General features: G+C 61.1%; 24 protein-coding genes. 16 read left to right on the forward strand and 8 right to left on the reverse strand.

Features of this window, described 5'->3' with window-relative positions; genetic code table 11:
* Positions 1–121 precede the first annotated feature (121 nt).
* Positions 122–1006: an EamA family transporter RarD gene (rarD, locus tag DYL61_RS01660; protein ID WP_105698188.1), complete on the forward strand. Its 885-nt coding sequence runs from the start codon at positions 122–124 to the stop codon at positions 1004–1006.
* A 112-nt stretch (positions 1007–1118) separates the two neighbouring features.
* Here rarD and DYL61_RS01665 read toward each other — a convergent pair whose 3' ends face one another.
* Positions 1119–1631 (reverse strand): glycine cleavage system transcriptional repressor, encoded by a 513-nt coding sequence (locus DYL61_RS01665; RefSeq protein WP_135306942.1) that lies wholly within the window; start codon positions 1629–1631, stop codon positions 1119–1121.
* Positions 1632–1897: 266 nt separating this feature from the next.
* Between DYL61_RS01665 and DYL61_RS01670 the strand changes: the two genes are divergently transcribed.
* Positions 1898–4075 (forward strand): malate synthase G, encoded by a 2178-nt coding sequence (locus DYL61_RS01670; RefSeq protein ID WP_135306943.1) that lies wholly within the window; start codon positions 1898–1900, stop codon positions 4073–4075.
* Between the two features lie 181 nt (positions 4076–4256).
* On the opposite strand, the gene DYL61_RS01675 is transcribed toward DYL61_RS01670, so the two are convergent.
* Entirely contained in the window at positions 4257–4703 is a 447-nt protein-coding gene (locus DYL61_RS01675) for a response regulator (protein WP_135306944.1), read from the reverse strand.
* A 246-nt stretch (positions 4704–4949) separates the two neighbouring features.
* On the opposite strand from DYL61_RS01675, the gene DYL61_RS01680 reads away from it, so the two are divergent.
* From DYL61_RS01680 to DYL61_RS01715, 8 genes are all read left to right on the forward strand, one after another.
* Positions 4950–6872 carry a putative nucleotidyltransferase substrate binding domain-containing protein gene (locus DYL61_RS01680; RefSeq protein ID WP_193559418.1) on the forward strand — a complete coding sequence of 641 codons (1923 nt, stop codon included), beginning with the start codon at positions 4950–4952 and terminating at the stop codon, positions 6870–6872.
* Positions 6869–7576 carry a 3'-5' exonuclease gene (locus DYL61_RS01685; protein ID WP_135306946.1) on the forward strand — a complete coding sequence of 236 codons (708 nt, stop codon included), beginning with the start codon at positions 6869–6871 and terminating at the stop codon, positions 7574–7576. Before DYL61_RS01680 ends, DYL61_RS01685 begins: the two co-directional genes overlap by 4 nt.
* 191 nt (positions 7577–7767) lie before the next feature.
* Positions 7768–8286: an RNA polymerase sigma factor gene (locus DYL61_RS01690; protein ID WP_135306947.1), complete on the forward strand. Its 519-nt coding sequence runs from the start codon at positions 7768–7770 to the stop codon at positions 8284–8286.
* Positions 8283–9245 carry a FecR domain-containing protein gene (locus tag DYL61_RS01695; protein ID WP_135306948.1) on the forward strand — a complete coding sequence of 321 codons (963 nt, stop codon included), beginning with the start codon at positions 8283–8285 and terminating at the stop codon, positions 9243–9245. Before DYL61_RS01690 ends, DYL61_RS01695 begins: the two co-directional genes overlap by 4 nt.
* 215 nt (positions 9246–9460) lie before the next feature.
* Entirely contained in the window at positions 9461–11893 is a 2433-nt protein-coding gene (locus DYL61_RS01700; RefSeq protein WP_135306949.1) for a TonB-dependent siderophore receptor, read from the forward strand.
* Between the two features lie 63 nt (positions 11894–11956).
* Positions 11957–13051, forward strand: a complete 1095-nt coding sequence (locus DYL61_RS01705; RefSeq protein WP_135306950.1) for a PepSY-associated TM helix domain-containing protein — start codon at positions 11957–11959, stop codon at positions 13049–13051.
* Positions 13048–13230 (forward strand): hypothetical protein, encoded by a 183-nt coding sequence (locus DYL61_RS01710; RefSeq protein ID WP_135306951.1) that lies wholly within the window; start codon positions 13048–13050, stop codon positions 13228–13230. The genes DYL61_RS01705 and DYL61_RS01710 overlap by 4 nt, the downstream gene beginning before the upstream one ends.
* A gap of 134 nt (positions 13231–13364) precedes the next feature.
* Positions 13365–13994 carry a glutathione S-transferase N-terminal domain-containing protein gene (locus DYL61_RS01715; protein WP_135306952.1) on the forward strand — a complete coding sequence of 210 codons (630 nt, stop codon included), beginning with the start codon at positions 13365–13367 and terminating at the stop codon, positions 13992–13994.
* A 174-nt stretch (positions 13995–14168) separates the two neighbouring features.
* Here DYL61_RS01715 and creD read toward each other — a convergent pair whose 3' ends face one another.
* From creD to rloA2, 4 genes are read right to left on the reverse strand one after another with little or no spacing between them, the layout of a single operon-like run.
* Positions 14169–15539: a cell envelope integrity protein CreD gene (creD, locus tag DYL61_RS01720; RefSeq protein ID WP_135306953.1), complete on the reverse strand. Its 1371-nt coding sequence runs from the start codon at positions 15537–15539 to the stop codon at positions 14169–14171.
* A gap of 51 nt (positions 15540–15590) precedes the next feature.
* Positions 15591–17030: a two-component system sensor histidine kinase CreC gene (gene creC / locus DYL61_RS01725; RefSeq protein ID WP_135306954.1), complete on the reverse strand. Its 1440-nt coding sequence runs from the start codon at positions 17028–17030 to the stop codon at positions 15591–15593.
* On the reverse strand, positions 17030–17698 hold the full coding sequence (gene creB, locus DYL61_RS01730; protein WP_135306955.1) for a two-component system response regulator CreB: 669 nt from the start codon (positions 17696–17698) through the stop codon (positions 17030–17032). The genes creC and creB overlap by 1 nt, the downstream gene beginning before the upstream one ends.
* 9 nt (positions 17699–17707) lie before the next feature.
* On the reverse strand, positions 17708–18208 hold the full coding sequence (gene rloA2 / locus DYL61_RS01735) for a retropepsin-like aspartic peptidase RloA2 (protein ID WP_105697828.1): 501 nt from the start codon (positions 18206–18208) through the stop codon (positions 17708–17710).
* Positions 18209–18382: 174 nt separating this feature from the next.
* Here rloA2 and DYL61_RS01740 point away from each other — a divergent pair, with 174 nt between their 5' ends.
* Complete coding sequence (locus tag DYL61_RS01740) at positions 18383–19270, forward strand: acyltransferase (RefSeq protein WP_135306956.1); 888 nt, start codon at positions 18383–18385, stop codon at positions 19268–19270.
* Here DYL61_RS01740 and DYL61_RS01745 read toward each other — a convergent pair.
* A complete protein-coding gene (locus DYL61_RS01745) occupies positions 19267–19836 on the reverse strand; it encodes a DUF2780 domain-containing protein (RefSeq protein ID WP_135306957.1) in 570 nt (189 codons plus the stop codon). The genes DYL61_RS01740 and DYL61_RS01745 overlap by 4 nt on opposite strands.
* Positions 19837–19988: 152 nt before the next feature.
* Here DYL61_RS01745 and DYL61_RS01750 point away from each other — a divergent pair, with 152 nt between their 5' ends.
* From DYL61_RS01750 to DYL61_RS01770, 5 genes are all read left to right on the forward strand, one after another.
* Positions 19989–20615 (forward strand): RNA polymerase sigma factor, encoded by a 627-nt coding sequence (locus DYL61_RS01750; protein WP_135306958.1) that lies wholly within the window; start codon positions 19989–19991, stop codon positions 20613–20615.
* Positions 20612–21289, forward strand: coding sequence for an anti-sigma factor (locus DYL61_RS01755; RefSeq protein ID WP_135306959.1), 678 nt, complete (start codon positions 20612–20614; stop codon positions 21287–21289). Before DYL61_RS01750 ends, DYL61_RS01755 begins: the two co-directional genes overlap by 4 nt.
* A 75-nt stretch (positions 21290–21364) precedes the next feature.
* Complete coding sequence (locus DYL61_RS01760; RefSeq protein WP_135306960.1) at positions 21365–21823, forward strand: anti-sigma factor domain-containing protein; 459 nt, start codon at positions 21365–21367, stop codon at positions 21821–21823.
* Between the two features lie 302 nt (positions 21824–22125).
* A complete protein-coding gene (locus DYL61_RS01765) occupies positions 22126–23100 on the forward strand; it encodes a hypothetical protein (protein WP_135306961.1) in 975 nt (324 codons plus the stop codon).
* Positions 23100–23453: a hypothetical protein gene (locus tag DYL61_RS01770; RefSeq protein WP_135306962.1), complete on the forward strand. Its 354-nt coding sequence runs from the start codon at positions 23100–23102 to the stop codon at positions 23451–23453. Before DYL61_RS01765 ends, DYL61_RS01770 begins: the two co-directional genes overlap by 1 nt.
* Before the next feature lie 50 nt (positions 23454–23503).
* Here DYL61_RS01770 and fdhA read toward each other — a convergent pair whose 3' ends face one another.
* Complete coding sequence (gene fdhA / locus DYL61_RS01775; RefSeq protein ID WP_105697821.1) at positions 23504–24703, reverse strand: formaldehyde dehydrogenase, glutathione-independent; 1200 nt, start codon at positions 24701–24703, stop codon at positions 23504–23506.
* Between the last annotated feature and the right edge of the window lie 93 nt (positions 24704–24796).

Genomic DNA, 24796 nt, shown 5'->3' on the forward strand with positions numbered 1-24796 from the left:
CCCAAAGCAAAGCAAAGCAAAGCAAAGCAAAGCAAAGCAAAGCAAAGCAAAGCAGATCACATTGCCCACCAAATGTACTTACAATCACGCCTTTGTTAGCTGCCTAAGCAAGGATTCTGCAATGCAAGCCGCCAACCCCCGCAAGGGTTACATCCTGGGCCTGAGCGCCTATGTCATCTGGGGCCTGTTCCCGCTCTACTTCAAAGCCATCGCCAGTGTTCCCGCCGCCGAAATCATCGTGCACCGCGTGTTGTGGTCGGCACTGTTCGGCGGTTTGCTGTTGATGGTGTGGAAGCACCCCGGCTGGTTCCGCGAGCTGCGCGACAACCCCAAGCGCCTGGCGATCCTGGCCCTCAGCGGCTCGTTGATTGCGGGCAACTGGCTGACCTACGTGTGGTCGGTCAACAGTGGGCGCATGCTGGAAGCAAGCCTGGGTTACTACATCAACCCGCTGGTGAATGTGGTGCTGGGCATGCTGATCCTGGGTGAGCGCCTGCGCCGCCTGCAATGGGTCGCGGTCGGCCTGGCGGCGGTGGGTGTGGCGCAGCAAGTATGGCAAGTGGGCAGCTTGCCGTGGGTGTCGCTGGTGCTGGCGTTGACCTTCGGTTTCTACGGGCTGATCCGCAAGCAAGCGCCGGTCAAGGCCCTGCCGGGGCTGGTGGTGGAAACCTGGATGCTGGTGCCGATTGCGGCGGCGTGGCTGCTGTTCAACCCCACGGCCCACAGCGCACAGCTTGAGTTCTGGAGCACGTCAGAAGCCTGGTGGCTGGTGGCCGCAGGCCCGGTGACGCTGATCCCGCTGGTGTGTTTCAACGCCGCCGCACGGCATTTGCCCTACACCGCCCTGGGCTTCTTGCAGTACGTCGCGCCAACCTTGGTGCTGCTGGAAGCAGTGTTGCTGTTCGGCGAACACCTGGCGCCAAGCACATTGACCGCCTTCGCGTTCATCTGGGCCGGCCTGGTGGTGTACAGCGTGGATATCTGGCTGAGCGTGCGGAAAAGCTGATCAAATAACACTCAACTCTCTGCAAGCCACAATTGGCGTGGCTTGCAGGCATTCACCCCAAGGTTATCCACAGGCTCATGCAGGTTTTCCATGCATAACCCCTGTGGATAGATCATTCCTCGGTGTGCAGTTCCACCATCAAATCGTCCGCCAGGGTTTCCAGGGATGCCTGCAAGGTATCCAGCGATAGCGTGGCCGGCACCTGCAACACCGCCTCGGCGGTAAACAGCGGGTCACCGCTCATGGGCGCCGGGCGTACATCCGTGCTCAGGCTCTCCAGGTTCACGCCCTGCTGACTCAGCAACGCGGTGATCTCACGCACGATGCCCGACCGGTCATTGCCCACCAGCGTCATCATGATGGCTTTGGACGCCGACGCCTGCCCGCTGCTGCCCTCGCCCACCAGCACGCGGATGCCGTGTGTGGATAAGTCCTCCAGCGCGCCCACCAAGGCCTGGCGGCTCTCTGTCGGCACGCTGACCCGCAGGATCCCGGCAAACTGCCCGGCCATATGGGCCATGCGGCTTTCCAGCCAGTTACCGCCGTGGGCGGCGATGTTCTGCGCGATGCGTTCAACCAGGCCGGGTTTGTCGGCGGCAATAATTGTGAGTACAAGATGGTCCATGGCGAAGCCCTCTGGAATTCAATCTACAAGGTGGACTGGGGAGCCCGCGAAAACAAATCGTGTACCATTTTTATATTTATCTGGAACAATCCAATAGTTTTTTGAGAACATCCCGTTCTCCGCTGTGACCGTACGACCAAAGTGGGTCGCTAAACGACGTATTTAGTCTAATTTTCACAACCGCAAGTCATCATGTAGTATGCGCAACCTGGCACTACATAATGAAAATCTAAAAAGCGCTTAAGCTGTGCAGAGTGAGGCAAGCAATGACTGAACACGTTCAAGTCGGTGGCCTGCAGGTCGCCAAAGTCCTGTTCGACTTCGTGAACAACGAAGCCATTCCCGGCACCGGCATTACTGCCGAGCAGTTCTGGGCCGGTGCCGACAAGGTCATCCACGACCTGGCACCGAAGAACAAAGCCCTACTCGCCAAACGCGACGACTTCCAGGCACGGATCGATACCTGGCACCAGACACACGCTGGCCAGGCCCACGACCCGGTGGCCTACAAGGCCTTCCTGCAAGACATCGGATACCTGCTGCCAGAAGCTGCGGATTTCCAGGCCACGACCCAAAACGTCGACGACGAAATTGCCCGCATGGCCGGCCCGCAGCTGGTAGTGCCGGTGATGAACGCCCGCTTCGCCCTCAACGCCTCGAATGCGCGCTGGGGCTCGCTGTATGACGCGCTGTATGGCACCGACGCCATCAGCGAAGCCAACGGCGCCGAAAAGGGCCAGGGCTACAACAAGGTACGCGGCGACAAGGTGATTGCCTTCGCCCGCGCCTTCCTCGACGAAGCCGCACCGCTCACCGCCGGCAGCCACGTGGACTCCACCGGCTATAAAGTGGTGGATGGCAAGCTGGTTGTCAGCCTCAAGGGCGGCAGCAACAGCGGCCTGCGCGATGACGCACAACTGATCGGCTTCCACGGCGCTGCCGCCACGCCGACCGCGATCCTGCTCAAGCACAACGGCCTGCACTTCGAAATCCAGATCGACGCCAGCACCCCGGTCGGCCAGACCGACGCCGCTGGCGTCAAAGACGTGCTGGTGGAAGCCGCGCTCACCACCATCATGGACTGCGAAGACTCCGTCGCCGCCGTCGATGCCGATGACAAAGTGGTGATCTACCGCAACTGGCTCGGCCTGATGAAGGGCGACCTGGCCGAAGAAGTGGCCAAGGGCGGCAAGACCTTCACCCGCACCATGAACGCCGACCGTGTCTACACCGGCGTGAATGGCCAGGACGTGACCCTGCACGGCCGTTCGCTGCTGTTCGTGCGCAACGTGGGTCACTTGATGACCATCGACGCGATCCTCGACAAAGACGGCAACGAAGTACCGGAAGGCATCCTCGACGGGCTGATCACCAGCCTGGCGGCGATCCACAGCCTCAACGACACCAGCACCCGCAAGAACAGCCGCACTGGCTCCGTGTACATCGTCAAACCGAAGATGCACGGCCCGGAAGAAGCGGCGTTCACCAACGAGCTGTTCGGTCGCATCGAAGACGTGCTGAATCTGCCGCGCAACACCCTCAAAGTCGGGATCATGGACGAGGAGCGCCGCACCACGGTCAACCTCAAGGCCTGCATCAAGGCGGCCAGCGAGCGCGTGGTGTTTATCAACACCGGCTTCCTCGACCGCACCGGCGACGAGATCCACACCTCCATGGAAGCCGGCGCCATGGTGCGCAAAGCAGCCATGAAGGCGGAAAAATGGATCGGCGCCTACGAAAACTGGAACGTCGATATCGGCCTGAGCACCGGCCTGCAAGGGCGTGCGCAGATCGGCAAAGGCATGTGGGCCATGCCCGACCTGATGGCGGCGATGCTCGAACAGAAAATCGCCCACCCATTGGCTGGCGCCAACACCGCTTGGGTGCCGTCGCCGACTGCCGCTGCCCTGCACGTGCTGCACTATCACAAGGTTGACGTGTTCGCGCGCCAGGCCGAATTGGCCAAGCGTGAGCGTGCATCGGTGGACGACATCCTGACCATTCCGCTGGCCACCAACACCGATTGGTCTGACGAAGAAATCCGCAACGAACTGGACAACAACGCCCAGGGTATCCTTGGCTATGTGGTGCGCTGGATCGACCAGGGCGTCGGCTGCTCCAAGGTGCCGGACATCAACGATGTGGGCCTGATGGAAGACCGCGCCACCCTGCGTATCTCCAGCCAGCACATCGCCAACTGGCTGCGCCATGGCATCGTCAACGAAGCCCAGGTGATGGAAAGCCTCAAGCGCATGGCGCCGGTGGTGGACCGTCAGAATGCCGGGGATACGTTGTACCGCCCACTGGCACCGGATTTCGACAGCAACATCGCGTTCCAGGCCGCGGTGGAGTTGGTGATTGAAGGGACCAAGCAACCGAACGGCTACACCGAGCCGGTGTTGCACCGTCGGCGTCGGGAGTTCAAGGCCAAGAATGGCCTGTAAATGAAAAAAGCCCTGGTTGAGAGACCGGGGCTTTTTCTTTGGGGCTTGTGGTGGCTGGACTGGCCTCATCGGGGGCAAGCCCCCTCCCACCCTTGAATGTGTTCACAAATCAGAATGTGTAAATACAGTAAATGTGGGAGGGGGCTTGCCCCCGATGAGGCCAGTACCAACAACACAAAATTCAGGAAGCCATCCCCAACTCCCGCTTCACCAACTTCGCCAACTTCACGCTATCAATCGGCTTGAGCAAAAAGTCCACCACGCTCAAATGCATCGCATCGATCACATCCGGTGCTTCCGCGTCCCCCGACATTACGATGATCGGCAGCGCCGCCCGCGTAGAACTGCGCACTTGACGAATCAATTCCAGGCCATTGCTCGGCGCCATGCGCAAGTCGGTGATCAACAAACCAATCGAGCTGCTGGACTCCAACAGGTCCCACGCCGTCTTACCACTGTCGGCGGTCATGCAGCGAATACCGTCCAGGCCCAGGATTTCCGCCAGCAGTTCGCGGGCGTCCTTGTCGTCGTCGACGATCAGCACCCGTTGCGGCGGTAAATCAGGCTCCAGCATCACGGCGCTCAGCGCCTCGCGCTCGGCATCACTCAAAATATCGTGGTCGGACATACGGTTCTCGGCAGTTCTCATCAATCTCCCAGCACACTCGTCAGACATCTGCGGAAGGGCGAACAATGTGCACTTCGTCGGAAAGTTTGCCTAGTGGGCGTTCTACGGGTTTTAGCCGATAGTGATGTAAGGTTTTTCCCTAGGTTTAGACCCTTTGTATCGACCTAGACTTACGTCCAATGGGCACCTGCCGCGCAGGGGCCGACCATGAGGCACGATAACGACAAAAAAATTGCGGTCATGGTTATGAGTAAAGCTGATGCCTTCGCCCAGGCGGGAAAAACTGCTGTTTTGCAGAACATCCACGGCACCCTGCAGTTCCTGCAACGTTTCCCCCCGTTCAACCAGATGGAAAACGCGCACCTGGCGTTTCTGGTCGAGCAATGCCAACTGCGCTTCTTCGGCCCCGGCGAGAGCATCCTAAAACCATCGGGCGGCCCGGTTGAGCACTTTTATATCGTCAAGCAGGGCCGCGTGGTCGGCGAACGCCCCGACTCCACCGAGACCACCTTCGAGATCACCACCGGCGAGTGCTTCCCCCTCGCCGCGCTGCTCGGTGAACGGGCCACCCGCACCGAGCATAAGGCCGCCGAAGACACCTTCTGCCTGCAACTGAACAAACCGGCGTTTATCAAACTGTTCGCCCTTTCCAGCCCGTTTCGCGACTTCGCCCTGCGCGGGGTCAGTAGCCTGTTGGACCAAGTCAACCAGCAGGTGCAGCAAAAAGCCGTGGAAACCCTCGGCACCCAATACTCGCTGAACACCCGCCTGGGCGAATTGGCCATGCGCCACCCGGTGACGTGTAGCCCCACCACCCCGCTGCGTGAAGCGGTGACGCTGATGCATGAGCAACAGGTCGGCAGCATCGTGATCGTCGATGAACACAAGGCGCCCCTGGGGATTTTCACCCTGCGTGACCTGCGCCAGGTGGTGGCCGATGGCACCAGTGATTTCAACCAGATCATCGAAAGCCACATGACCCAGGCACCGTTTTTCCTCAGCCCGGACCACAGCGCCTTTGACGCGGCGATCGCCATGACCGAACGGCATATCGCCCACGTCTGCCTGGTGAAAGACCAGCGCCTGTGTGGCGTGGTGTCCGAGCGCGATCTGTTTTCCCTGCAACGGGTCGACCTGGTGCACCTGGCCCGTACCATCCGCAATGCGCCAAGGGTGGAACACCTGGTGGCGATTCGCGGCGAGATCGGCCAGTTGGTGGAGCGCATGTTGGCCCATGGCGCTTCGTCCACCCAGATCACCCACATCATTACCTTGCTCAACGATCACACCGTGTGCCGCGTGATTGAACTGACGCTGGCCGACAAAGGTGACCCTGGCGTGCCATTCAGTTGGCTGTGTTTCGGCAGCGAAGGCCGGCGCGAGCAGACGCTGTACACCGACCAAGACAACGGCATCCTGTTCGACGCCAGGGATGCCGCCGAAGCGGCGGCGATCCGGGCCCGGCTGCTGCCGCTGGCGCAACAGATCAACCAAAGCCTGGCGTTGTGCGGGTTCAGCCTGTGCAAGGGCAATATCATGGCCGGCAACCCCGAGCTGTGCCTGTCGCGGGGCGAATGGGCGCGGCGTTTCGCGGCGTTTATCCGTGAGGCGACGCCGGAGAATCTTCTGGGTTCAAGTATCTATTTCGACCTGCGCGTGGTGTGGGGTGATGAACGAGGATGCGAGCAGTTGCGCCAGGGCATTCTCGATCAGGTCGGGGATAACCGCCTGTTCCAACGCATGCTGGCTGAGAACGCTCTGCGCCAGCGACCGCCCGTAGGGCGTTTCCGCGAATTCGTGCTGACGCGTAAAGGCAGCGAAAAAGCCACGCTGGATCTGAAAGTGCAGGGCCTCACGCCCTTTGTCGACGGCGCCCGCCTACTGGCCCTGGCCAACGGTATCCACGCCAACAACACCCTGGAGCGCCTGCGCCAGCTGGTGGTCAAGGAAGTCATCGAGCCCCTGGATGGCGCCGCGTATGAAGAGGCGTATCACTTTATCCAGCAAACCCGCATGCAGCAGCACCAACGGCAAACCCGTGAAAACCAGGCGTATTCCAACCGTGTCGACCCCGACAGCCTCAACCATCTGGACCGGCGCATCCTGCGTGAGTCCCTGCGTCAGGCCCAACGCCTGCAAAGCAGCCTGACGTTGCGGTATCAACTGTGAGTTGGTTCAGTTGGTTACGTGCGAAAAAACCCGGCCTCGATGCCATTCAACAGCAACGCCTGGCCCAGTTGCCGAAACCCGCAGTGCTGGGCGACGGCGATTTGCGCGCTCAACGTTGGGTGGTGGTAGACCTGGAAACCAGTGGCTTGAACCTCAACCGCGATCAGGTACTGTCCATCGGCGCCGTGGTGATTGAAGACGGCGCGGTGGATTTCTCGCAGATGTTCGAACGCACCCTGCTGCGGGCCGAGTCCAAGCTCAGCCCCAGCGTGTTGATCCACGGTCTCGGCCCTAGCGCCATTGCGGCCGGCAGCGATCCGGTGGAGGCACTGCTGGACTTCATGGAGTTTGTCGGCGACAGCCCACTGTTGGCGTTCCACGCGCCGTTCGATCAACACATGTTGTGCCGGGCGCTCAAGGACAGCCTGGGGTATCGCCTGGCTCATCCTTTTCTGGATGTTGCGGATATCGCTCCGTTGGTGTGCCCAGAGGCGTCTATCCGCGAAGCCGGGCTGGACGACTGGATCGACCACTTCCACTTGCACATCGGTGAACGCCATCACGCCAGCGCCGACGCCCTGGCCACGGCGGAGCTGATGCTCATCCTGTTTAGCCGAGCTCGCCAGCAACACATCGACACCCCGCAGACGTTGCAGGCGCGTTTGAGCCAATGGAAACGGCGTAAACAAGCGCCCACTTTCTAGAGGACGCGGAGCGTCCAGTGAGGCATTCCCACGCAGAGCGTGGGAACGATCACCGGAGCGTCCAGTAAGGCATTCCTACGCAGAGCGTGGGAACGATCACCCGACAAACGCCAATTGCGCCCACCCCACGGCTCTGACACAATCGCGAATAATTCTCGTTAGTTTAAACGCTTTGTTTGCCAGGTGATGCTTTGTCGTCGATCCAGAACCCACACAGTGAGCTTGTTGGCGCGTTGTATCGCGACCATCGTGGCTGGCTGTTGGCCTGGCTGCGACGCAATGTGGCCTGCCCGAGCCGCGCCGAAGACCTGAGCCAGGACACGTTCATGCGCCTGCTGGGCCGTGACGAACTGCGCGAACCCCGCGAACCGCGCGCATTCCTGGTGGCCATCGCCAAGGGGCTGTTGTTCGACTACTTCCGTCGCGCCGCATTGGAACAGGCTTACCTGACCGAACTGATGCTGATCCCGGAAAGCGAACACCCCTCGCCGGAAGAACAGCAACTGATCCTCGAAGACCTCAAGGCCATCGACCGCCTGCTGGGCAAGCTGTCGAGCAAGGCCCGCGCCGCCTTCCTCTATAACCGCCTCGATGGCATGGGCCACGCCGAGATCGCCCAGCGCCTGGGTGTGTCGGTGCCTCGCGTGCGCCAATACCTGGCCCAGGGCATTCGCCAGTGCTACATCGCGCTGTATGGCGAGCCGTCGTGACGGGCTCCGGTCCGGTTTCATCCCGCGTGCTGGATGCGGCGATTGCCTGGCAGCTGTCCCTCGACTCGGGCGACGGCAGCCCGATTGAGCGCGAAGAATTCAGCAAATGGCTGGCCAGCGATGAAGAGCACGCCCGCGCCTGGCGCCAATTGGGCATGCTCGACCAGCGTTTCAGCGTGGCCGCAGGGCCGGCGCGGGTGGCGCTGATGCAGTCGCGCGAAGGCATTCGCCAGCGGGTGCGCAAGCTGGGTCGCGGCCTGGCAAGCATTGCAGTGGTCATCGGCCTGGCGTTGTTTGCCGGTGAGCGCTACGTGCCGATCAACTATTGGCTGGCCGATCAACGCACCGCCACCGGCGAACAACGCACGTTGAAACTGGCGGATGGCACGCTGATCAACCTCAACACCCACAGTGCCATCGACGTGCGGTTCGATGAAAAACGCCGGCTGATCGTGTTGCAGGAAGGCGAAATTCTGGTGGAGACCGGCCACAACGATGCGCGGCCGTTCTATGTGCAAACCCGCGACGGCAACCTGCGGGCGCTGGGTACGCGGTTTATCGTCAAGCGCGAAGACGACGCCACGCGCTTGAGCGTGCTGCAATCGGCGGTGGGCGCGCAGCCCGAGGCACTGCAAAAAGAACAGATCTTCAAGGAAGGCCAGCAAGTGCTGATGCGCAGCGATGGCCTGGGGCCGACGCTGGCGGTCACCCCGGCAACCGATGCCTGGACCCGCGGCATGCTGGTGGTGGACAACGCGCGCCTGGGGGATGTGGTGGCGGAGTTGGCGCGTTATCGCACCGGGCATTTGGGTGTGGACAAGAACGTGGCAGACCTGCGCATTACCGGCAGTTTCCCACTGCATGACACCACACTGGCGTTGAATGCGTTGCTGCCGACGTTGCCGGTGCAGATTGAGCAGCGTATGCCGTGGTGGGTGACGGTCAGCGCCAAGCCTTAGGTTCTGGGGTGCCTGGGCAATAGCTATCGGGGGCAAGCCCCCTCCCACACTTGAAATGCGCTCTCCTGTGGGAGGGGCGGTGCGACGATTCGACTTGCCCCCGATGAGGCCCTCAAGAACACCCCAGAAAAAATATTTTCATCCCGCCCTATCACTTTTCAATTCTCATCCGGCACCTAGGCAATTGCGAAATATTTCCATTCAGGAGCCGCCTCATGTCCCGCACGCTAGACACCCTGTTGCGCCCCAGCCTGTTAGCCATGGCCATCGCCCTCAGCGCACCGTTGGCCAGTACCTCGCTGATCGCCGCCGAACAGGCCTCCAGCGTGCGCGCCTACAACCTGCCAGCCGCGCCATTGGCCAGCACCCTGAACCAAATCGCCAGCCAGGCCGGCATCGCACTCACCCTCAACCCGGCCTTCGCCTCGGGCAAGACCTCGGCCCCGGTCCAGGGCCAGTTCGACCCACAGGGCGCATTGCGTGAAGCATTGCGGGGTACGGGTTTGCAGTTGGAGCAGAGCAGTGCTGGGACTTATACGTTGGTGCCGGTTCCGGAGGGCGTGATGGCGCTGCCGGTGACCAATATCACCGGGCAAGATGCCAACCTGGAAAGTGCCTGGGGCCCGGTGCAAGGCTACCTGGCCAGCCGCACCGCCGCCGGCACCAAGACCGATACCGCATTGGTGGAAGCGCCGCGCTCGATTTCCGTTGCCACCCGCGAGCAGATGCAAGACCGCAACGTCCAAAACCTGGATGACGCCGTCAAATACATGCCCGGCATCGTCTCCGCCAGCTACGGCAGCGACACCCGCTATGACTGGATGCGCGTGCGCGGTTTCGAACCGACCCAATTCCTCGACGGCCTGCCCCTGCCGCGCGGCGTGTACGCCAACCCGAAAGCCGAGACCTGGAACCTCGACCGCATCGCCCTGCTGCGTGGCCCGGCCTCGTCGGTGTACGGCCAAACCCCGCCGGGCGGTCTGCTGGATATGGTCAGCCGGCGTCCCAGCGAAGAGTCCAGCCATGCGATCCAAGTGCAATACGGCAGTGACAACTACCGCCAGATCAACTTCGCCAGCACCGGCAAGATCGATGATGAGGGGGAATTCCTCTACGGCGTCAGCGGCGTGGTGCGCGATGCCGGCACCCAGGTCGATCACATCGACAACAAGCGCTACAACATCGCGCCGAGCCTGACCTGGAACATCGATACCGATACCAAGCTGACCCTGCTTTCGCAGTTCACCCGTGACGATACCGGGGCTACCAGCCAGTTCATGCCGATCCAGGGCACCAAGATCAAATCGTCGTTGGGCAAGGTGTCCCACCACAAAAACCTGGGCGACCCGGACTACGAGTTCTACGACCGTACCTACTATGCGTTGGGCTATGCGTTCGAGCACCGCTTCAACGACACCTGGCAGTTCAAGCAGAACCTGCGTTACACCAAGTCGGAGTTGTCGTTCCAACAACTGACCGTGGGCTCTTTCATCTACTCGCCGGCGAACGCTGCGGGCGATATCAGCCGTTCGTCCACCAACGTTGACGAGAACATCGGTCAATTCGCCGTGGACAACAACTTCCAGGCAGACTTCGCCACCGGCGACATCACCCACACCTTGTTGCTTGGCCTGGATCACCAGCGCACCGATACCTCCTATCGGACCATCTACGGCACGGCCTCCAACATCAACATCTACAACCCAATCAACACCACACCGACCCTGCGCCCGGTCGGCGTCACGCCGTATTACGACTACAACCAGAAAACCATCCAGACTGGCCTTTACGTTCAAGACCAGATGGCCCTGGACAACTGGCGCCTGACCCTGGGTGGTCGTGAAGACTGGGTGCACCAGGGCACCACCTACTTCAATAAGCAGGACGCCACCAACACCGACCGCAGCAAGAACTTCAGCGGCAACGCAGCGCTCAGCTACGTGTTCGATTCCGGCTTTGTCCCGTATCTGTCCTATGCCGAGTCGTTCCAGCCGGCGAGCAACGCCAGCGTCGATCCGGTCATCTCCTACAAACCCACCGAAGGCAAACAGTGGGAGTTGGGGATCAAGTACCAACCGCCAGGCTCCAACACCCTACTGAGTGCTGCGGTGTATGACCTGACCCAGAAGAACGTGCTGGTGACCCGGATCGGTTCGGGTGGCGAGTCGATTACCGACCAGGCCGGCGAAGTGAAGGTCAAGGGTCTGGAACTGGAAGCGGTGTCCGATGTGACCGAGAACCTCAAGGTCATCGCCGCCTACACCCTGGCCAAATCCGAGGTGCAAACCGGTATCCACAAAGGCAACCGCCTGCAACTGATACCCAACCAACAAGCCTCGCTGTGGACTGACTACACCTGGCATACCGGTCCGCTTGACGGCTTCGGCATTGGCTTCGGCGCCCGCTACACCGGCAACACCTACGGCAACCAGGAAAACACCTGGACCGGCAAGGCCAACGCCTACACCGTATTCGACGGGTCGGTGCACTACGACCTCGGCCGCCTGGACAACAGCCTCAAAGGCGCCTCGGTGAAACTCAACGCCACCAACCTGTTCAACAAGGACTACCTTTCTACCTGCGACGGCAACTATTGCTACTTCGGCGATCAACGCAGCGTCGTCGCCAGCGCCACCTACCAGTGGTAATCCGCTGAGCTAACAACCAGGCCGCCCACCCGGGGCGGCTTTGGTGTATCTGAAGGCTGGAAAATGAAAAGCAAAACCATCCGCCGCTGGTCCTTTATCCACACCTGGACCAGCCTGATCTGCACGGTGTTCCTGCTGTTGCTCGCCCTCACCGGCCTGCCGCTGGTGTTTCACCATGAGATCGATCACCTGCTGGGCAACGAGCCGCAACTGGCGCAGATGCCGGCCGACACGCCACAGTTGAACCTGGAACAGCTTGTGGCCAAGGCTCAGGCCCATCGTCCCGGCGAAGCCATGCAGTACCTGGCCTGGGATGAGGACGACAAGAACGGCGTGATCGCGATCATGGCTGCTACCGCTGGCACCGAGCCCAACGCGTCCCACACCTTCATGCTGGATGCGCGCACCGGTGAGGCGGTGGAGATGCCCTCGGCGAATGGCGGTTTCACGCTGTTCTTGCTGCGCCTGCATGTGGATATGTTTGCCGGTCTGCCGGGCAAGTTGCTGCTGGCGTTTATGGGCCTGCTGTTTGTGGTGGCGATTGTCTCGGGCACGGTGTTGTACCTGCCGTTTATGCGCCGCTTGAAGTTCGCCACCGTGCGCCAGGACAAGTCCACGCGCCTGCGCTGGCTCGACCTGCATAACCTGATCGGCGTGGTCACCCTGACCTGGGCCTTGGTGGTGGGCGTGACCGGTGTGATCAGTGCCTGCGCCGACCTGATCATCGCCGCCTGGCGCCAGGACAGCCTCAGCGCGATGATCGAGCCATACAAAAATGCGCCGCCGCTGACTCAACGCGCACCGGCCACCGAGTTGCTGGCCATCGCCGCCAAGGCCGCGCCCGGCATGGAGCCGGACTTTATCGCCTTCCCCGGCACACGGTTTTCCAGTGAGCATCACTACGCGGTATTCATGAAGGGCAGCACGCATTTGACCTCTCATCTGCTCACGCCGGTGCTGATCGACGCCAGCACCCTGGCCGTCACCGCCATCGCCGAACGGCCGTGGTACATGGACGCCATGGGCATGTCCCAGCCGCTGCACTTTGGCGACTACGGCGGCATGCCGATGAAGATTTTGTGGGCGGTGCTGGATGTGCTGACGATCATCGTGCTGGGCAGCGGGGTTTACCTGTGGATAGTCAGGCGTAAAACATGAAGCCGCGTCAGTCGAGTTTCTGGAAGGTGTTTGGCATTCCACTGGGGATTGGCCTGCTCAGTGCTGCCGGGTTGTTTGCGGCGCTGCTGGGGGATGGGTGGTGGGATTCGTTGAGTTGGGTGGGGTTGGGGGTGCCGGCGGTCATCGGTTTATGGGGGTTGTTGCGGCGGCGTGGCTGATGGTGCTATCGGGGGCAAGCCCCCTCCCACATTTTGACCGCGGCGCCTATCCAATGTGGGAGGGGGCTTGCCCCCGATGAGGCCTTCAAAAACACCCTCAATGCCTCTAGGCTAGCGGCTGCCCATCTTGAGGAATGCCCATGTCCACCATGACCTTGTTCCACAACCCCGCCTCCCCCTTCGTACGCAAAGTCCGAGTCCTGCTGCTGGAAACCGGCCAGCAGGACCGCGTAGCCCTGCACGCCTGCATGCCAACCCCGGTCACCCCGGACAGCAACGTGGTACAAGGCAACCCCGTGGGCAAGATCCCGGCCCTGCGCCTGGCCGACGGCTCGGTACTGCATGACAGCCGGGTGATCCTCGATTACTTCGACCACCAGCACGTCGGCAACCCGCTAATCCCCCGCGACGGCTCGGCGCGCTGGCGCCGCCTGACCCTGGCCTCGATGGCCGACGGCATCATGGATGCCGCCGTGCTGGTGCGCTATGAAAGTGCGTTGCGCCCGGTGGAAAAACACTGGGACCAATGGCTGGATGAGCAACGCAACAAGATCCGCCGCACCCTCGCCGAACTGGAAGCCGACGCGATTGCCGAGCTGGCCAGCCACTTCGACATCGCCGCGATCAGCGTCGCGTGCGCATTGGGCTATCTGGATTTCCGCCATCCGGATATGCAATGGCGGTTGGATAACCCGAAGCTTGCGGCGTGGTACGCCGAGGTCAGCCAGCGGCCTTCGATGCAGCAGACCCAGCCTCCGGCCTAAAGCCCAACGCTATCAAATGTGGGAGGGGGCTTGCCCCCGATGGCGGTGTATCTGCACCAGATGGGCTAACTGACCCACCGCTATCGGGGGCAAGCCCCCTCCCACATTGTCCGGTGGCGTGGTTGAGATAATCGACAAGCCTGGCTTTCATCTGCTGATCTTCGCGCAACCCAATCATTGCACCGCCTCCAGATCAAACTGCAATGGCTCCGGCTTACGCCTGCCCACCCCATACCAATCCAATTTGCGCGTCAGCACCATCACTGTGCCCAGCAGGCCAAACAGCAACAGCGAGCCCATCAACAGCGCGTAATCCTCGGCACTCAACAGCCCGTACAACAAGCCATACAACGCCGCCAACCCCGCCGAAAACCCCAGGCCGTGGCCGATGCTGCGCAACACGTGGCACACGTAAAATCCGATCAACAACACGCAGGCACTGGCCGAGATGAGGTAAGCCATGGCGAACCCGATGTGTTCGGACAACGACAACAGCAGCAGGTAGAAAAACGCCAGGGCAAAGCCCACCAACGCATATTGCACCGGGTGCACCGCCAGGCTCTTGAGCACTTCGAACAGGAAGAAGCCGGCAAACGTCAGGGCGATAAACAGCAGTGCGTATTTGATCGCCCGGTCGCTCTTGAGGTACTGGTCCACCGGGTCGATGAAGTTCACGCCAAAGCTGCGATTCGTGAAGTCCTTGCAGCCCTGGCCGTCCAGGCAGCTTTGCAGCGCTTGTTCCAGGTTGGTGGAGAAGAATGAGGTCTGCCACGTGGCGCTAAAACCCTGGCCCGTGACGTCACGCTGTGCCGGCAGGAAGTTGCCGACAAAGCTGGGATGCGGCCAGTTGGACGCCAGGGACACCTGGCTGGTCTTGCCCACCGGCACCACTTGCAGTTGCTCGGTGCCTTGCAGGCGCAGGTCAAACGCGAACTCAACCACATACGGCTTTTTGCTGTCCGGCTCCGGCAGCACCGCGTGCACGCCCTCCCCCAACCAGTCCACTTGGGAGCCGGGTTCGAAATCCAGGCGCTGGCTGCCCAGCTCCAGTTTCAGCGCGTTTTCGATGCCGCGAATATCGCTGATACCCACCGCCAGAAACCCCGGTTCAAAACGGTAATCGGCGAAGTCTTCGGTGATGCCCATTTGCGCAGGCACCTCGAAATGCCCGCTGATGCGGTTGTCGGCATGGAACAGCCGCGCCTGGTAAATACCCCGCGCGCGCAGTTCGGTCTGCACCTTGCCGTCGAGCTCAAAACGGTCCGGCAGGAAATACAGACGACCACGCTCTTCACGGGTGACTTCATAGCGTTTGTTGAGCTTTTCATTGAGCTTCCACTCGCGCACGGTCTTGCGATAAGGCACCACCATCACCGGGCCGGTGAGGCGCTGGCTGTAGCTGGAGCTGCGGGCGATATCCTCCAGCACGGCATCACGCGTGTGCTGGCGATCGACGATGATGCCGTTGATCATCAGCAATGGAATCAGCAATACCAGCATCAGCAGCGCAATCGCGCCCAGTTTGAAAAGCAGACTGCGGTTCATGGGACTCTCCCTGTTTTGATGGGGCGAGTCTGGGCAGTCGGTGTGGGAGGTTTATGTGGGTTGTGTGGAGACTGTGTGGAGATGCAACGTCACCAGCACGCCACCCGGTACGTTGCCGATCTGCAACGCACCGCCGTGCAGCTTCATCACTTCCTCGACAAAGTTGAGGCCCAGGCCTGTGCTTTTGCGCCCGCTGGCCGGGCGTGGCAGCGAGTAGAAGCGCTCACTCAGGCGCGGCAACGCGTAATCGGGAATCGCAGCGGCCTGGTTGAACAGGCTGACTTGCACGTCATTGTGCAGGGTGTGGGCGCTGAATTTAAGGGTGCCACCGGGCGGTGTGAAGTCCAGCGCGTTGTCCAACAGATTGCCCAGGGCCTGACGCAACAGGAACGGCTCGCCGTACACCTTCACCTGCGCACCAATCGCCTGCTCGACCTGCAAGCCGGCGCCTTCGATTCGCGCGCACTGGGCCTTGAGCACATCGTCGACCATTGCCGCCAGCGGGATGCTCACCTGCGCTTCCAGCCCCTGACGTTGCTCCACTTGCGCCAGGTTCAGCAGACGTTCGATCAACTGCTGCAAGCGCGCGCTTTCGCTGTCGATATTGCCGACAAACCGCTGCTGCTGCTCGCGGCTCATATCGCCCTGCAACAGCTCCGCCGCTCCGCGAATCGCGGCCAGGGGGCTTTTCAATTCGTGAGTCAGGGTGTGCACGTAATGCTCGACGTAGGCCTTGCCTTCCAGTTGCGTGCGCATGTGTTCCACGGCGGTGGACAGCTGCTTGAGCTCGCCACCCCGGTAATGCGGCAACTCGGCGCGCCGGCCTTCGCTGACGGCTTCCGCGTACGCCGTGAGCCGACGCAACGCCACGCTCAGCCACCACGACAACAGCGCACCGAGCAACAGGCCGAGGATCACCAACCCGGCGCCGTACCACAGCAGGCGGCGCTCAGTGCGATCCACATAGGGCTGCAACGAGCTGTTGGGTTTGGCCACGGTGACCACGCCGATGATCTGGCCGTTGTCGCGGATCGGCGCGCCTACGTGCATCACCGACGACGCTGGGTCGTCCAGTTCACTGCGGGTGGAACGGGCGCCGTATTCGCCGCGCAGGGTCAGGTACACGTCGTTCCACTTGGAGTAGTCCTGGCCAACCGCTTCGCCGGACGAGTCGAGCAATACGGTGCCCTGGGCGTCCGTTACATAGATACGGTGGTTGACCTGGTTTTTCGGCAGCCCCCAAATAGTCGCCCCCGGCTGGCGATTGCCGTAGGCCTTGAGCAGTTCGGGCCAGTGGCTTTGGCCGAGGGTGCCATTCTTCACATCCTCGCGCAGGATCTCGGCCAGCAGGTTGGCGGTGTCCACCAGGGTTTCTTCGGTGGACTGGCGCACGCCGGGGCGGATTTCCTTCATCACGGTGCTGAGCACAAAGTAACCGGTCAGGCCGATAAACAGCGCGTACACCAGGAAGATCCGCAGCCCGAGGCGCATCAGCTGTTGCTCGGGCTGTAGCTGTAACCGAGGCCGCGATGGGTCTGGATCGGCTCGGCATCGGCGGCCACCGCCCGCAGTTTGCTGCGCAGGCTCTTGATGTGGCTGTCGATATTGCGCTCATAACCGGCGTCTGCCGCTACGCCCACCGCGTCCAGCAACTGCTCGCGGCTGAACACCCGCTCGGGTTGTTCCAGCAGGCTTTGCAGCAGGCGGAATTCATGCCGCGTGAGGCTCAGCGCTTGGCCGCGATAATTGATCTGCATGCGCTCGCGGTCGACCTGGAACACGGCAGGCGCCACACCGGGGCCCACACGCTTGAGAATCGCCCGTACCCGCGCCGCCACTTCCCGTGGGCTGAACGGCTTGACCACGTAATCATCGGCGCCAATCTCCAGCCCCACCACCCGGTCGATCTCGCCGTCCCGCGCACTGAGGAACATCACCGGCACTTCGCTGAACCGGCGCAGTTGCTTGCAGGTTTCAAAACCGCTGATGTCCGGCAGGCCGATGTCGAGGATGATGAGGTCCGCCGGGGTCTGGCGCTGATGGGCCAGGGCCTCCTGGCCGAGACTCAGCCAGGTGGTGGTGAAGCCTTCGCCTTGCAGGGCGAATATCAGCGTGTCGGCGATGGCCGCTTCGTCTTCGACAATCAGGATGTGGGGCATGGGGGTCCGTCAGCAGTCCGGTTTGTCGGCAGTGTAACGACGGGCCGGGTTCACCGCAGCGCCAAATTCACGCAACGCCTTGGCGCCGATCAACAGCGGGTAGTTGAAGCTGCTGCGGTCGGTGAGGTTGACCTCGACGGTGCGCTTGACGTTGCCCAGGCACATTTCCAGGTCGATCACCGGGCGCTTGGCCACCGTGGGCTCGTCCTTGTCGTCGTCTTCGTCGGCACGGCTCTTGATCTTGCTGATGCGCGCCACCTTGTGCTCGTAGACCTTGTTGGACGCGTCCTTGCCGCTGATGCGGAAACGCACCCAATCGTCACCGTCACGCTGGAAGGTTTCGATATCACGGGCCGACAGCGAGGCGGTGAGCGCGCCGGTGTCCATCTTGGCCTTGAAGGTTTCGCCGATCTCCGGCAGTTGGATGTACTCGTAGCGACCGTAGAGGGTCGGTTCGGCGGCCATGACGGGCAAGGCGACCAGGGCGAAGGCGGCAAGGAGCAGTTTCACGAAGTGAGTTCCTCGGAATAGAAGTAGGCGGATTCTAGACCGCAACAGCGGCACTTAGTTAGCGCCTCCCACCTTACCCGGCACATTGTGAAACATTCGTCCGACACTTTGCGATTTGGCCTCTAGACTCAGCTTGCTTATCATGGCCCGCCCACAAGAATCCAAGAGTTGCTTATGCGCCGCCTGCTCACCGGCTGTCTGGTCACCCTGCTGCTGTTGCTCAACACCCTGGTCCTGATCGGGCCGTTGATGGTATTCGCTCTGCTCAAGCTGGTCGCCCCCGGCCGCTCGCGCGACTACATGTCGTGGGCGGTGATGTGGATCGCCGAGACCTGGGCCGAGATCGACAAACTGATCTTCGCCCTGTGCATCCCCACCCAATGGGATATTCGCGGCGGCGACGACCTGCGGGGCGACACGTCTTACCTGGTGATCAGCAACCACCAATCCTGGGTGGATATCCCGGCGCTGATCCAGGCGCTCAACCGCCGCACACCGTTCTTCAAATTCTTCCTGAAAAAAGAGCTGATCTGGGTGCCGTTCCTCGGCCTGGCCTGGTGGGCGCTGGATTACCCGTTCATGAAGCGCTATAGCAAGGCGTTCCTGGCCAAGCACCCGGAATTGGCGGGGCAGGATTTGAAGATCACCAAAGAAGCCTGCGAGCTGTTCAAGCGCCAGCCGGTGACCGTGGTCAACTACCTGGAAGGCACGCGCTTCAGCGAGGCCAAGCGCAAGCAGCAGGATTCACCGTTCACGCGGTTGCTCAAGCCCAAGGCGGGCGGCGTGGCGTTTGTATTGGCGGCGATGGGCGAGCAGTTGGACGCGATCCTTGACGTCACCGTGGTGTATCCACAGGACAAGATCCCAGGGTTCTGGGACTTGATCAGCGGCGCGGTGCCGAGGGTAATCATCGATATCCGCACCCGGGAGCTGGACCCGGCGTTGTGGCAGGGGGATTACGAGAATGATCCGGCATTCCGCCAGACCGTCCAGAACTGGGTGAACCAGCTCTGGAACGAGAAGGACGCGCGCATCGAACAACTGCGCGCGGAGCGGACTTAACCGCCGGTGCCCCAGGCCTGGGCCAGCTTGCCCAGCACGGAGGTGCTGGCGCCCTGGCTGCCCAGGTATTGCAGGATCACCGGCGCAAACTGGCCGACCATCCCACTGTCCATGCCCAGCGCACTGAACGCCGTGTTCAGGTCGTTGGTGCTTTTCACATTACCCAGCAGGCCATCCAGGCCGCTGGTCTTGCTGCCGCCGCTCTGGCCAAGCATGCCGCTCAAGGCGCCGAGGCTGCCCAGGGAGTTGCTGCCCGACAGCTGATCCAGGCCCGGCACGCTTTTACCCAATTGCGAATAGTCGCTGCCGCTCAGTTGGTTCTTGGCCAGACCGAGCATGGCGCCCGTGCCGCCGACGGCTTGTTCGGGGGTGACGTTCAGCTGTGAGGTCAGGGCGCTGAGCAGACCAGCGGTCTGGGAGCTGGGCGCCGCTGCTGCCGCCTTGTTGTTGCCCTGGGCGCCGGAAACGGCATTGGCCACGTCACCCAGGCTGAAACCTGCGGCAAACACCGGGCCGGCGGCCACGCTCAGCAGGCAGGACAGGGCAAAACCGCGTGAAATCTTCATCAAAATAACCTCTGAAAGTAGGCGCTAAAAGCAGGGGTTTGACTGACAGTTCCAAAGGATTGTTCCCACACCAAGTTTAGTTCAGATATTCACTGCATCCGAATCGACTGCCCCTGCGTATATCCAGCATGCGCCGCCGGGAGTTGGATGGAATGAATGCCAGAGCTGAACTACCCTCTGCCTACCGTGCGCAGTCCCGTCGCCCTCGTTCGAGTGCTTGGAGAGGCCCTATTTCGATCAACGATGCTGACCCATTGCGGCCGTTACTGGCCCAATGCGCCCTGGGCAACCGCCAGGCGTTCGAAACCCTCTACCGCAGCGTCTCGCCGCGCTTGCACGGTGTGGCGCTGCGCTTCATGGGCCGTGCGGACCTGGCCGAAGAGGTGCTGCAAGAAGCCTTCGTGCGCATCTGGTACAACGCAGCACGCTATGAGGCGCACCTGGCGGCGCCGATGACCTGGATGGTCAACATCACCCGCAACCTGGCCATCGACCAACTGCGCAAGCACCGCGAACAGCCGCTGGCCGACGGCCAACAGGATGCCATGATCGACGATGCCCCCAGCGCCCTCGACCTGCTCGACCACCAGCGCGAAGCCCACGCCTTGAATCGCTGCCTGGACACCCTGGATGGCATGCAGCGCCGCTCGATCACCGTGGCCTACTTCCAGGGCCTCTCCTGCTCGGAGTTGGCCGACCACCTGGCGGCGCCCCTGGGCTCGGTCAAATCCTGGATTCGCCGCGGCATGGAACGCCTGCGCAGGTGCCTTGAATCATGAACTACCAAACCACAGCATTGCGTCGCGCGCTTGCCGCCGACTACGCCATCGGGTTGATGCCCGCCACCGCACGTCGGCGCTTTGATGCCTTGTTGCTGGAAGACGCTGCGTTAAGGGTCGAGCTGGGCCACTGGCAGAACGCCCTGGCCAGCCTGACCGGCACTCTGCCCGAACAGCCCGTGCCCGAGCATGTATGGGCGGGCATCCAGGCACGTATCAATCCGCAAGTGCTGCATATGCCGGCGAAGAAACCGCTGTGGAAAAATATCCGCGTATTGGCCGCCGCTTGCGCGGTGGTTGTCGCCTTGCTGGTGGGCGTGCTGTACCAGCGCGATATCGGCATGGAACACAACGCCACCTTGGTGAATGCCGGCCAGCAGCCAGCGTTGCATGTCCGTACATTTAGCGATCATCTGCAAGTCGAGCCGTTAGCCTTGGCTGCGGTGGAATCGACGTACGATCTGGAGCTATGGGCGATTCCTGCCGGCGGCAAACCCATTTCCCTGGGCCTGATACCGGCGGCGGGCAAAGGCCGCCTCCCACTGAACAAAGCCCAACAAGCCTTACTGGTCGCGCCACTGACCCTGGCCGTGAGCCTGGAGCCCCACGGTGGTTCGCCTACCGGACAACCCACTGGCCCCGTGCTGTATCAGGGCAAATTGGCATCACTCTGATCTGAATCGAGGCCGGAACCCCGCGCGTGAAGCAGGGTCCATAACAGGACTGAAAGCCCTGTCAGGACCTACTTCATGAGCGCCACTCGCCACCCAATCATTGAGCAAAAACTCCCATTCTGGAGCCGCACACGCGTATTCATCGGCGTCAGCGTGGCCATCGTCGCCGGGCTCATTGGCGCGTTCTACACCCAGGACAACGTCAAATCCGCGACCACCCTGGTGACCACCACTCAGCAACCCGCCGCGCAATTGAGGGTGCACAAGGACTACCTGGAAGTCGAACCTATCGCCACCGCCGCGCCAGAACCGGATCGCAGCCTGGAACTGTGGGCGATGCCCGAAGGCAAAGCGCCGGTTTCACTCGGGCTGTTGCCGGAGGATGGCAAAGGCATCATCGGCTTGAACCCGCGCCAGCAGGACAGCATTCGCCACCCGGTGGAAGTGATGGTGAGTTCGGAGGTCAAGGGCGGGTCGGTGAGCAAGCAGCCTACAGGGCCAACTGTGTACCAGGGCGCCTTGGCTAACCGCTGATCCCCCAGACACCTGGAAACTATGTGGGAGGGGGCTTGCCCCCGATAGCGGTGTATCAGCCTATGAATAAGCGGCTGAGACTCTGCCATCGGGGGCAAGCCCCCTCCCACATTTGATCTTCATCGGTTGGGAGACTTGCTCATGGCGGAGGACAGGCTCTGATCAGCCGACGGCTGCAACGTAGGCACACGCCTGGACTTAAGTAGTCCATTTCTCAAACCTTAAAACCGCCCCTGTATGCGCCTTACCTCGCTTGTAGCGCCTTCCTATAGTCGTGCGCCACAGTCTTGGAAGTGCACGCAATGCAGGGAGCCTATGCATTTATCAACGAACGGCCGCAGCCATATCCATTGCTCAAACTGAGCCTTTCGCTCAACCCAAATACCCAAACCAAGTTCGACATCCTCAACCAGCACATTCGCAACACCGTCGTGCTGCCTGGGCAATTGGTCATTATCGGTGACAGCCGATCCGCTGCCTGCACCGCTGAAGAAGCTCGCTTGATGCAATCAGCCGCTAACATCAAACACGCCTTGCTCGCACATTCCGCCACTGATCAATTCCTCATCAAAAACTACGATCAGTTGCAGACCATCCTGTCCCATGCGTCTTTGGGCATCGGCAGCGTGAGCAGTGCCTGGAGCAAGCACCTGACGCAGATCGAGCAGACACTCAAGGAAATCGATGAGTTGCATAAGCAATACCTGAGGAGCGGTACCGTGAGTGCGAGGAATGAGTTTCTGGCTAAGCGCAGGGCTTTGTTTGCGAAGCTGGATACCCAACTCTCCGGGATGGCGCGCTTTGGTACGGGCCTTAAGAATGAAGGTTCAATCAAAAAAATGCTGGGGATCTCCAGCAAGAGCTATTGGCATCACGGGGAGATTCGAGGGTATGAGAACACGGTCAAGCGTATAGCCAAGGCGTCGCAGATATTGAAGAAAGGCACTTACATTGGTCTTGCGCTGGACGTTGGGTCGACAGCACTGGAGATAGCAGAGGCGTGTTCCACCGGGCGTGAGCAAGAATGCACGCAAGCGAAATACGTTGAAGGGGGCAAGTTGGTAGCTGGCGCGGGTGGCTCATACTTGGGAGCAAGACTTGGAGCCTCCATCGGCATCGGCGTCTGCATGTTAGTTTTTGGAATACCCACGGCTGGCACCGGAGCCTTGGCATGTGCAATCGTCGGCGGTGCCGCAGGCGGAATAGGGGGAGCTGCGCTGGGAACCGGGCTTGCGCAACGCACAGGCGATTTCATCTATAAGACTGCGAGGGATTAATGGTCTGGTTCTACCTCGGTATTGGTTCAGCCATCCTGATGCTGTTGAGCTTTCCGCTGATCTTTTGTGCCATGTACAAAAAGCTGGATGCTGCAGAAGGCTATGTGCAATACAGCACCTATCTAGTCGTGCAAAAACAGATCTTTCGTAATGCGCACTTTGACGGACGCCCGCAGCGCGTATTCGCCATGGCCACCATTATTCTCATTCCGAAACTACTTCAATGGAGACGCCTGGTGCTTGTTGAGGACGTTGAAAGAATACCAAGACACCTTAGGTATTGGATGGTAATACCGACACTCACTGCCTTCATGTCTTTTGTCGGCATGTTAATCAGTTGGTTTTTTATCTAAGACTTATCCGTGATAAAAAAGGGCGACGCTAAGCCGCCCTTATCTATCAACTACGCCGCACTGAAAAGCTTGTGCGGATCAATCACAAACTTCTTCGGCACGCCCGCATCGAACTCGCCATACCCGCGCGGTGCGTCATCCAGGCTGATCACCTGCACACCGACGATTTCGGCAATGTTGATACGGTCCCACATGATTGCCTGCATCAGCGCCCGGTTGTACTTCATCACCGGCGTTTGCCCGGTGTGGAAGCTGTGGGATTTGGCCCAGCCCAGACCGAAGCGAATGCTCAGGCTGCCCATTTTGGCGGCGGCGTCTACGGCACCGGGATCTTCGGTGACGTACAGGCCCGGAATACCGATCTTGCCTGCAACGCGTACTACGCCCATCAGCGAGTTGAGTACGGTGGCGGGGGCTTCGGCTTTTACGCCTTCATGGCCGTGGCCACGGGCTTCGAAGCCAACGGCGTCGACGGCGCAGTCCACTTCCGGTTCGCCCAGCAGCGCGGCGATTTGTTCGTGCAGCGGAGTGTCCTTGGACAGGTCGGCAATCTCGAAACCCTGGGCCTTGGCATGGGCCAGGCGCACCGGGTTGACGTCGCCGATGATCACCACCGCAGCGCCCAAGAGGCGGGCGGAAGCGGCAGCGGCGAGGCCGACCGGGCCGGCACCGGCGATATACACCGTGCTGCCTGGGCCCACGCCCGCAGTGACGGCGCCGTGGTAGCCGGTGGGGAGGATGTCGGAGAGGCAGGTCAGGTCGCGGATTTTCTCCATGGCCTTGTCGCGGTCCGGCAATTTGAGCAAGTTGAAGTCCGCGTACGGCACCAGCACGTACTCGGCCTGGCCGCCGGTCCAGTCGCCCATGTCGACGTAGCCGTAGGCGCCACCGGCACGCGCCGGGTTGACGGTGAGGCACACGCCGGTGTGTTGCTCTTTGCATGAGCGGCAACGGCCGCAGGCCACGTTGAAGGGAACGGAAACCAGGTCGCCGATTTTCAGGTTCTCCACGTCGCTGCCCTTCTCGATCACTTCACCGGTGATCTCGTGACCGAGCACCAAGCCGGTCTGGGCGGTGGTGCGGCCACGGACCATGTGTTGGTCGGAGCCGCAGATATTGGTGGAGACCACGCGCAGGATGACGCCGTGTTCGATCTTCCTGCCACGGGGGTCCTGCATTTTGGGATAGTCGATTTTCTGTACTTCGACCTTGCCGTTGCCGAGATACACGACACCACGATTACCAGACATGCTTTCACCTCGCTGTTGTTTTTATGGAACCGCGTTGCCCTGGTAGGCAGCGCGTAAAGTGCTCGGGTTACAGATGCTGTTTCTTGTGTTGTT

It is taken from the genome of Pseudomonas nabeulensis, from assembly GCF_004682045.1.
Taxonomy (GTDB): domain Bacteria; phylum Pseudomonadota; class Gammaproteobacteria; order Pseudomonadales; family Pseudomonadaceae; genus Aquipseudomonas; species Aquipseudomonas nabeulensis.

Excerpts from the sequence above, each read along its gene's own strand:
- DYL61_RS01700 (WP_135306949.1), top strand. The coding sequence starts at position 9,461 with ATGTCCCGCACGCTAGACACCCTGTTGCGCCCCAGCCTGTTAGCCATG.
- DYL61_RS01750 (WP_135306958.1), top strand. The coding sequence starts at position 19,989 with ATGAATGCCAGAGCTGAACTACCCTCTGCCTACCGTGCGCAGTCCCGT.
- creC (WP_135306954.1), bottom strand. The coding sequence starts at position 17,030 with ATGCGCCTCGGGCTGCGGATCTTCCTGGTGTACGCGCTGTTTATCGGC.
- fdhA (WP_105697821.1), bottom strand. The coding sequence starts at position 24,703 with ATGTCTGGTAATCGTGGTGTCGTGTATCTCGGCAACGGCAAGGTCGAA.
- DYL61_RS01670 (WP_135306943.1), top strand. The coding sequence starts at position 1,898 with ATGACTGAACACGTTCAAGTCGGTGGCCTGCAGGTCGCCAAAGTCCTG.
- DYL61_RS01760 (WP_135306960.1), top strand. The coding sequence starts at position 21,365 with ATGAGCGCCACTCGCCACCCAATCATTGAGCAAAAACTCCCATTCTGG.
- rarD (WP_105698188.1), top strand. The coding sequence starts at position 122 with ATGCAAGCCGCCAACCCCCGCAAGGGTTACATCCTGGGCCTGAGCGCC.
- DYL61_RS01765 (WP_135306961.1), top strand. The coding sequence starts at position 22,126 with ATGCAGGGAGCCTATGCATTTATCAACGAACGGCCGCAGCCATATCCA.
- DYL61_RS01740 (WP_135306956.1), top strand. The coding sequence starts at position 18,383 with ATGCGCCGCCTGCTCACCGGCTGTCTGGTCACCCTGCTGCTGTTGCTC.
- DYL61_RS01680 (WP_193559418.1), top strand. The coding sequence starts at position 4,950 with ATGAGTAAAGCTGATGCCTTCGCCCAGGCGGGAAAAACTGCTGTTTTG.
- DYL61_RS01705 (WP_135306950.1), top strand. The coding sequence starts at position 11,957 with ATGAAAAGCAAAACCATCCGCCGCTGGTCCTTTATCCACACCTGGACC.
- creD (WP_135306953.1), bottom strand. The coding sequence starts at position 15,539 with ATGAACCGCAGTCTGCTTTTCAAACTGGGCGCGATTGCGCTGCTGATG.
- DYL61_RS01710 (WP_135306951.1), top strand. The coding sequence starts at position 13,048 with ATGAAGCCGCGTCAGTCGAGTTTCTGGAAGGTGTTTGGCATTCCACTG.
- DYL61_RS01745 (WP_135306957.1), bottom strand. The coding sequence starts at position 19,836 with ATGAAGATTTCACGCGGTTTTGCCCTGTCCTGCCTGCTGAGCGTGGCC.
- DYL61_RS01675 (WP_135306944.1), bottom strand. The coding sequence starts at position 4,703 with ATGTCCGACCACGATATTTTGAGTGATGCCGAGCGCGAGGCGCTGAGC.
- DYL61_RS01770 (WP_135306962.1), top strand. The coding sequence starts at position 23,100 with ATGGTCTGGTTCTACCTCGGTATTGGTTCAGCCATCCTGATGCTGTTG.
- DYL61_RS01715 (WP_135306952.1), top strand. The coding sequence starts at position 13,365 with ATGCCCATGTCCACCATGACCTTGTTCCACAACCCCGCCTCCCCCTTC.
- creB (WP_135306955.1), bottom strand. The coding sequence starts at position 17,698 with ATGCCCCACATCCTGATTGTCGAAGACGAAGCGGCCATCGCCGACACG.
- DYL61_RS01665 (WP_135306942.1), bottom strand. The coding sequence starts at position 1,631 with ATGGACCATCTTGTACTCACAATTATTGCCGCCGACAAACCCGGCCTG.
- DYL61_RS01755 (WP_135306959.1), top strand. The coding sequence starts at position 20,612 with ATGAACTACCAAACCACAGCATTGCGTCGCGCGCTTGCCGCCGACTAC.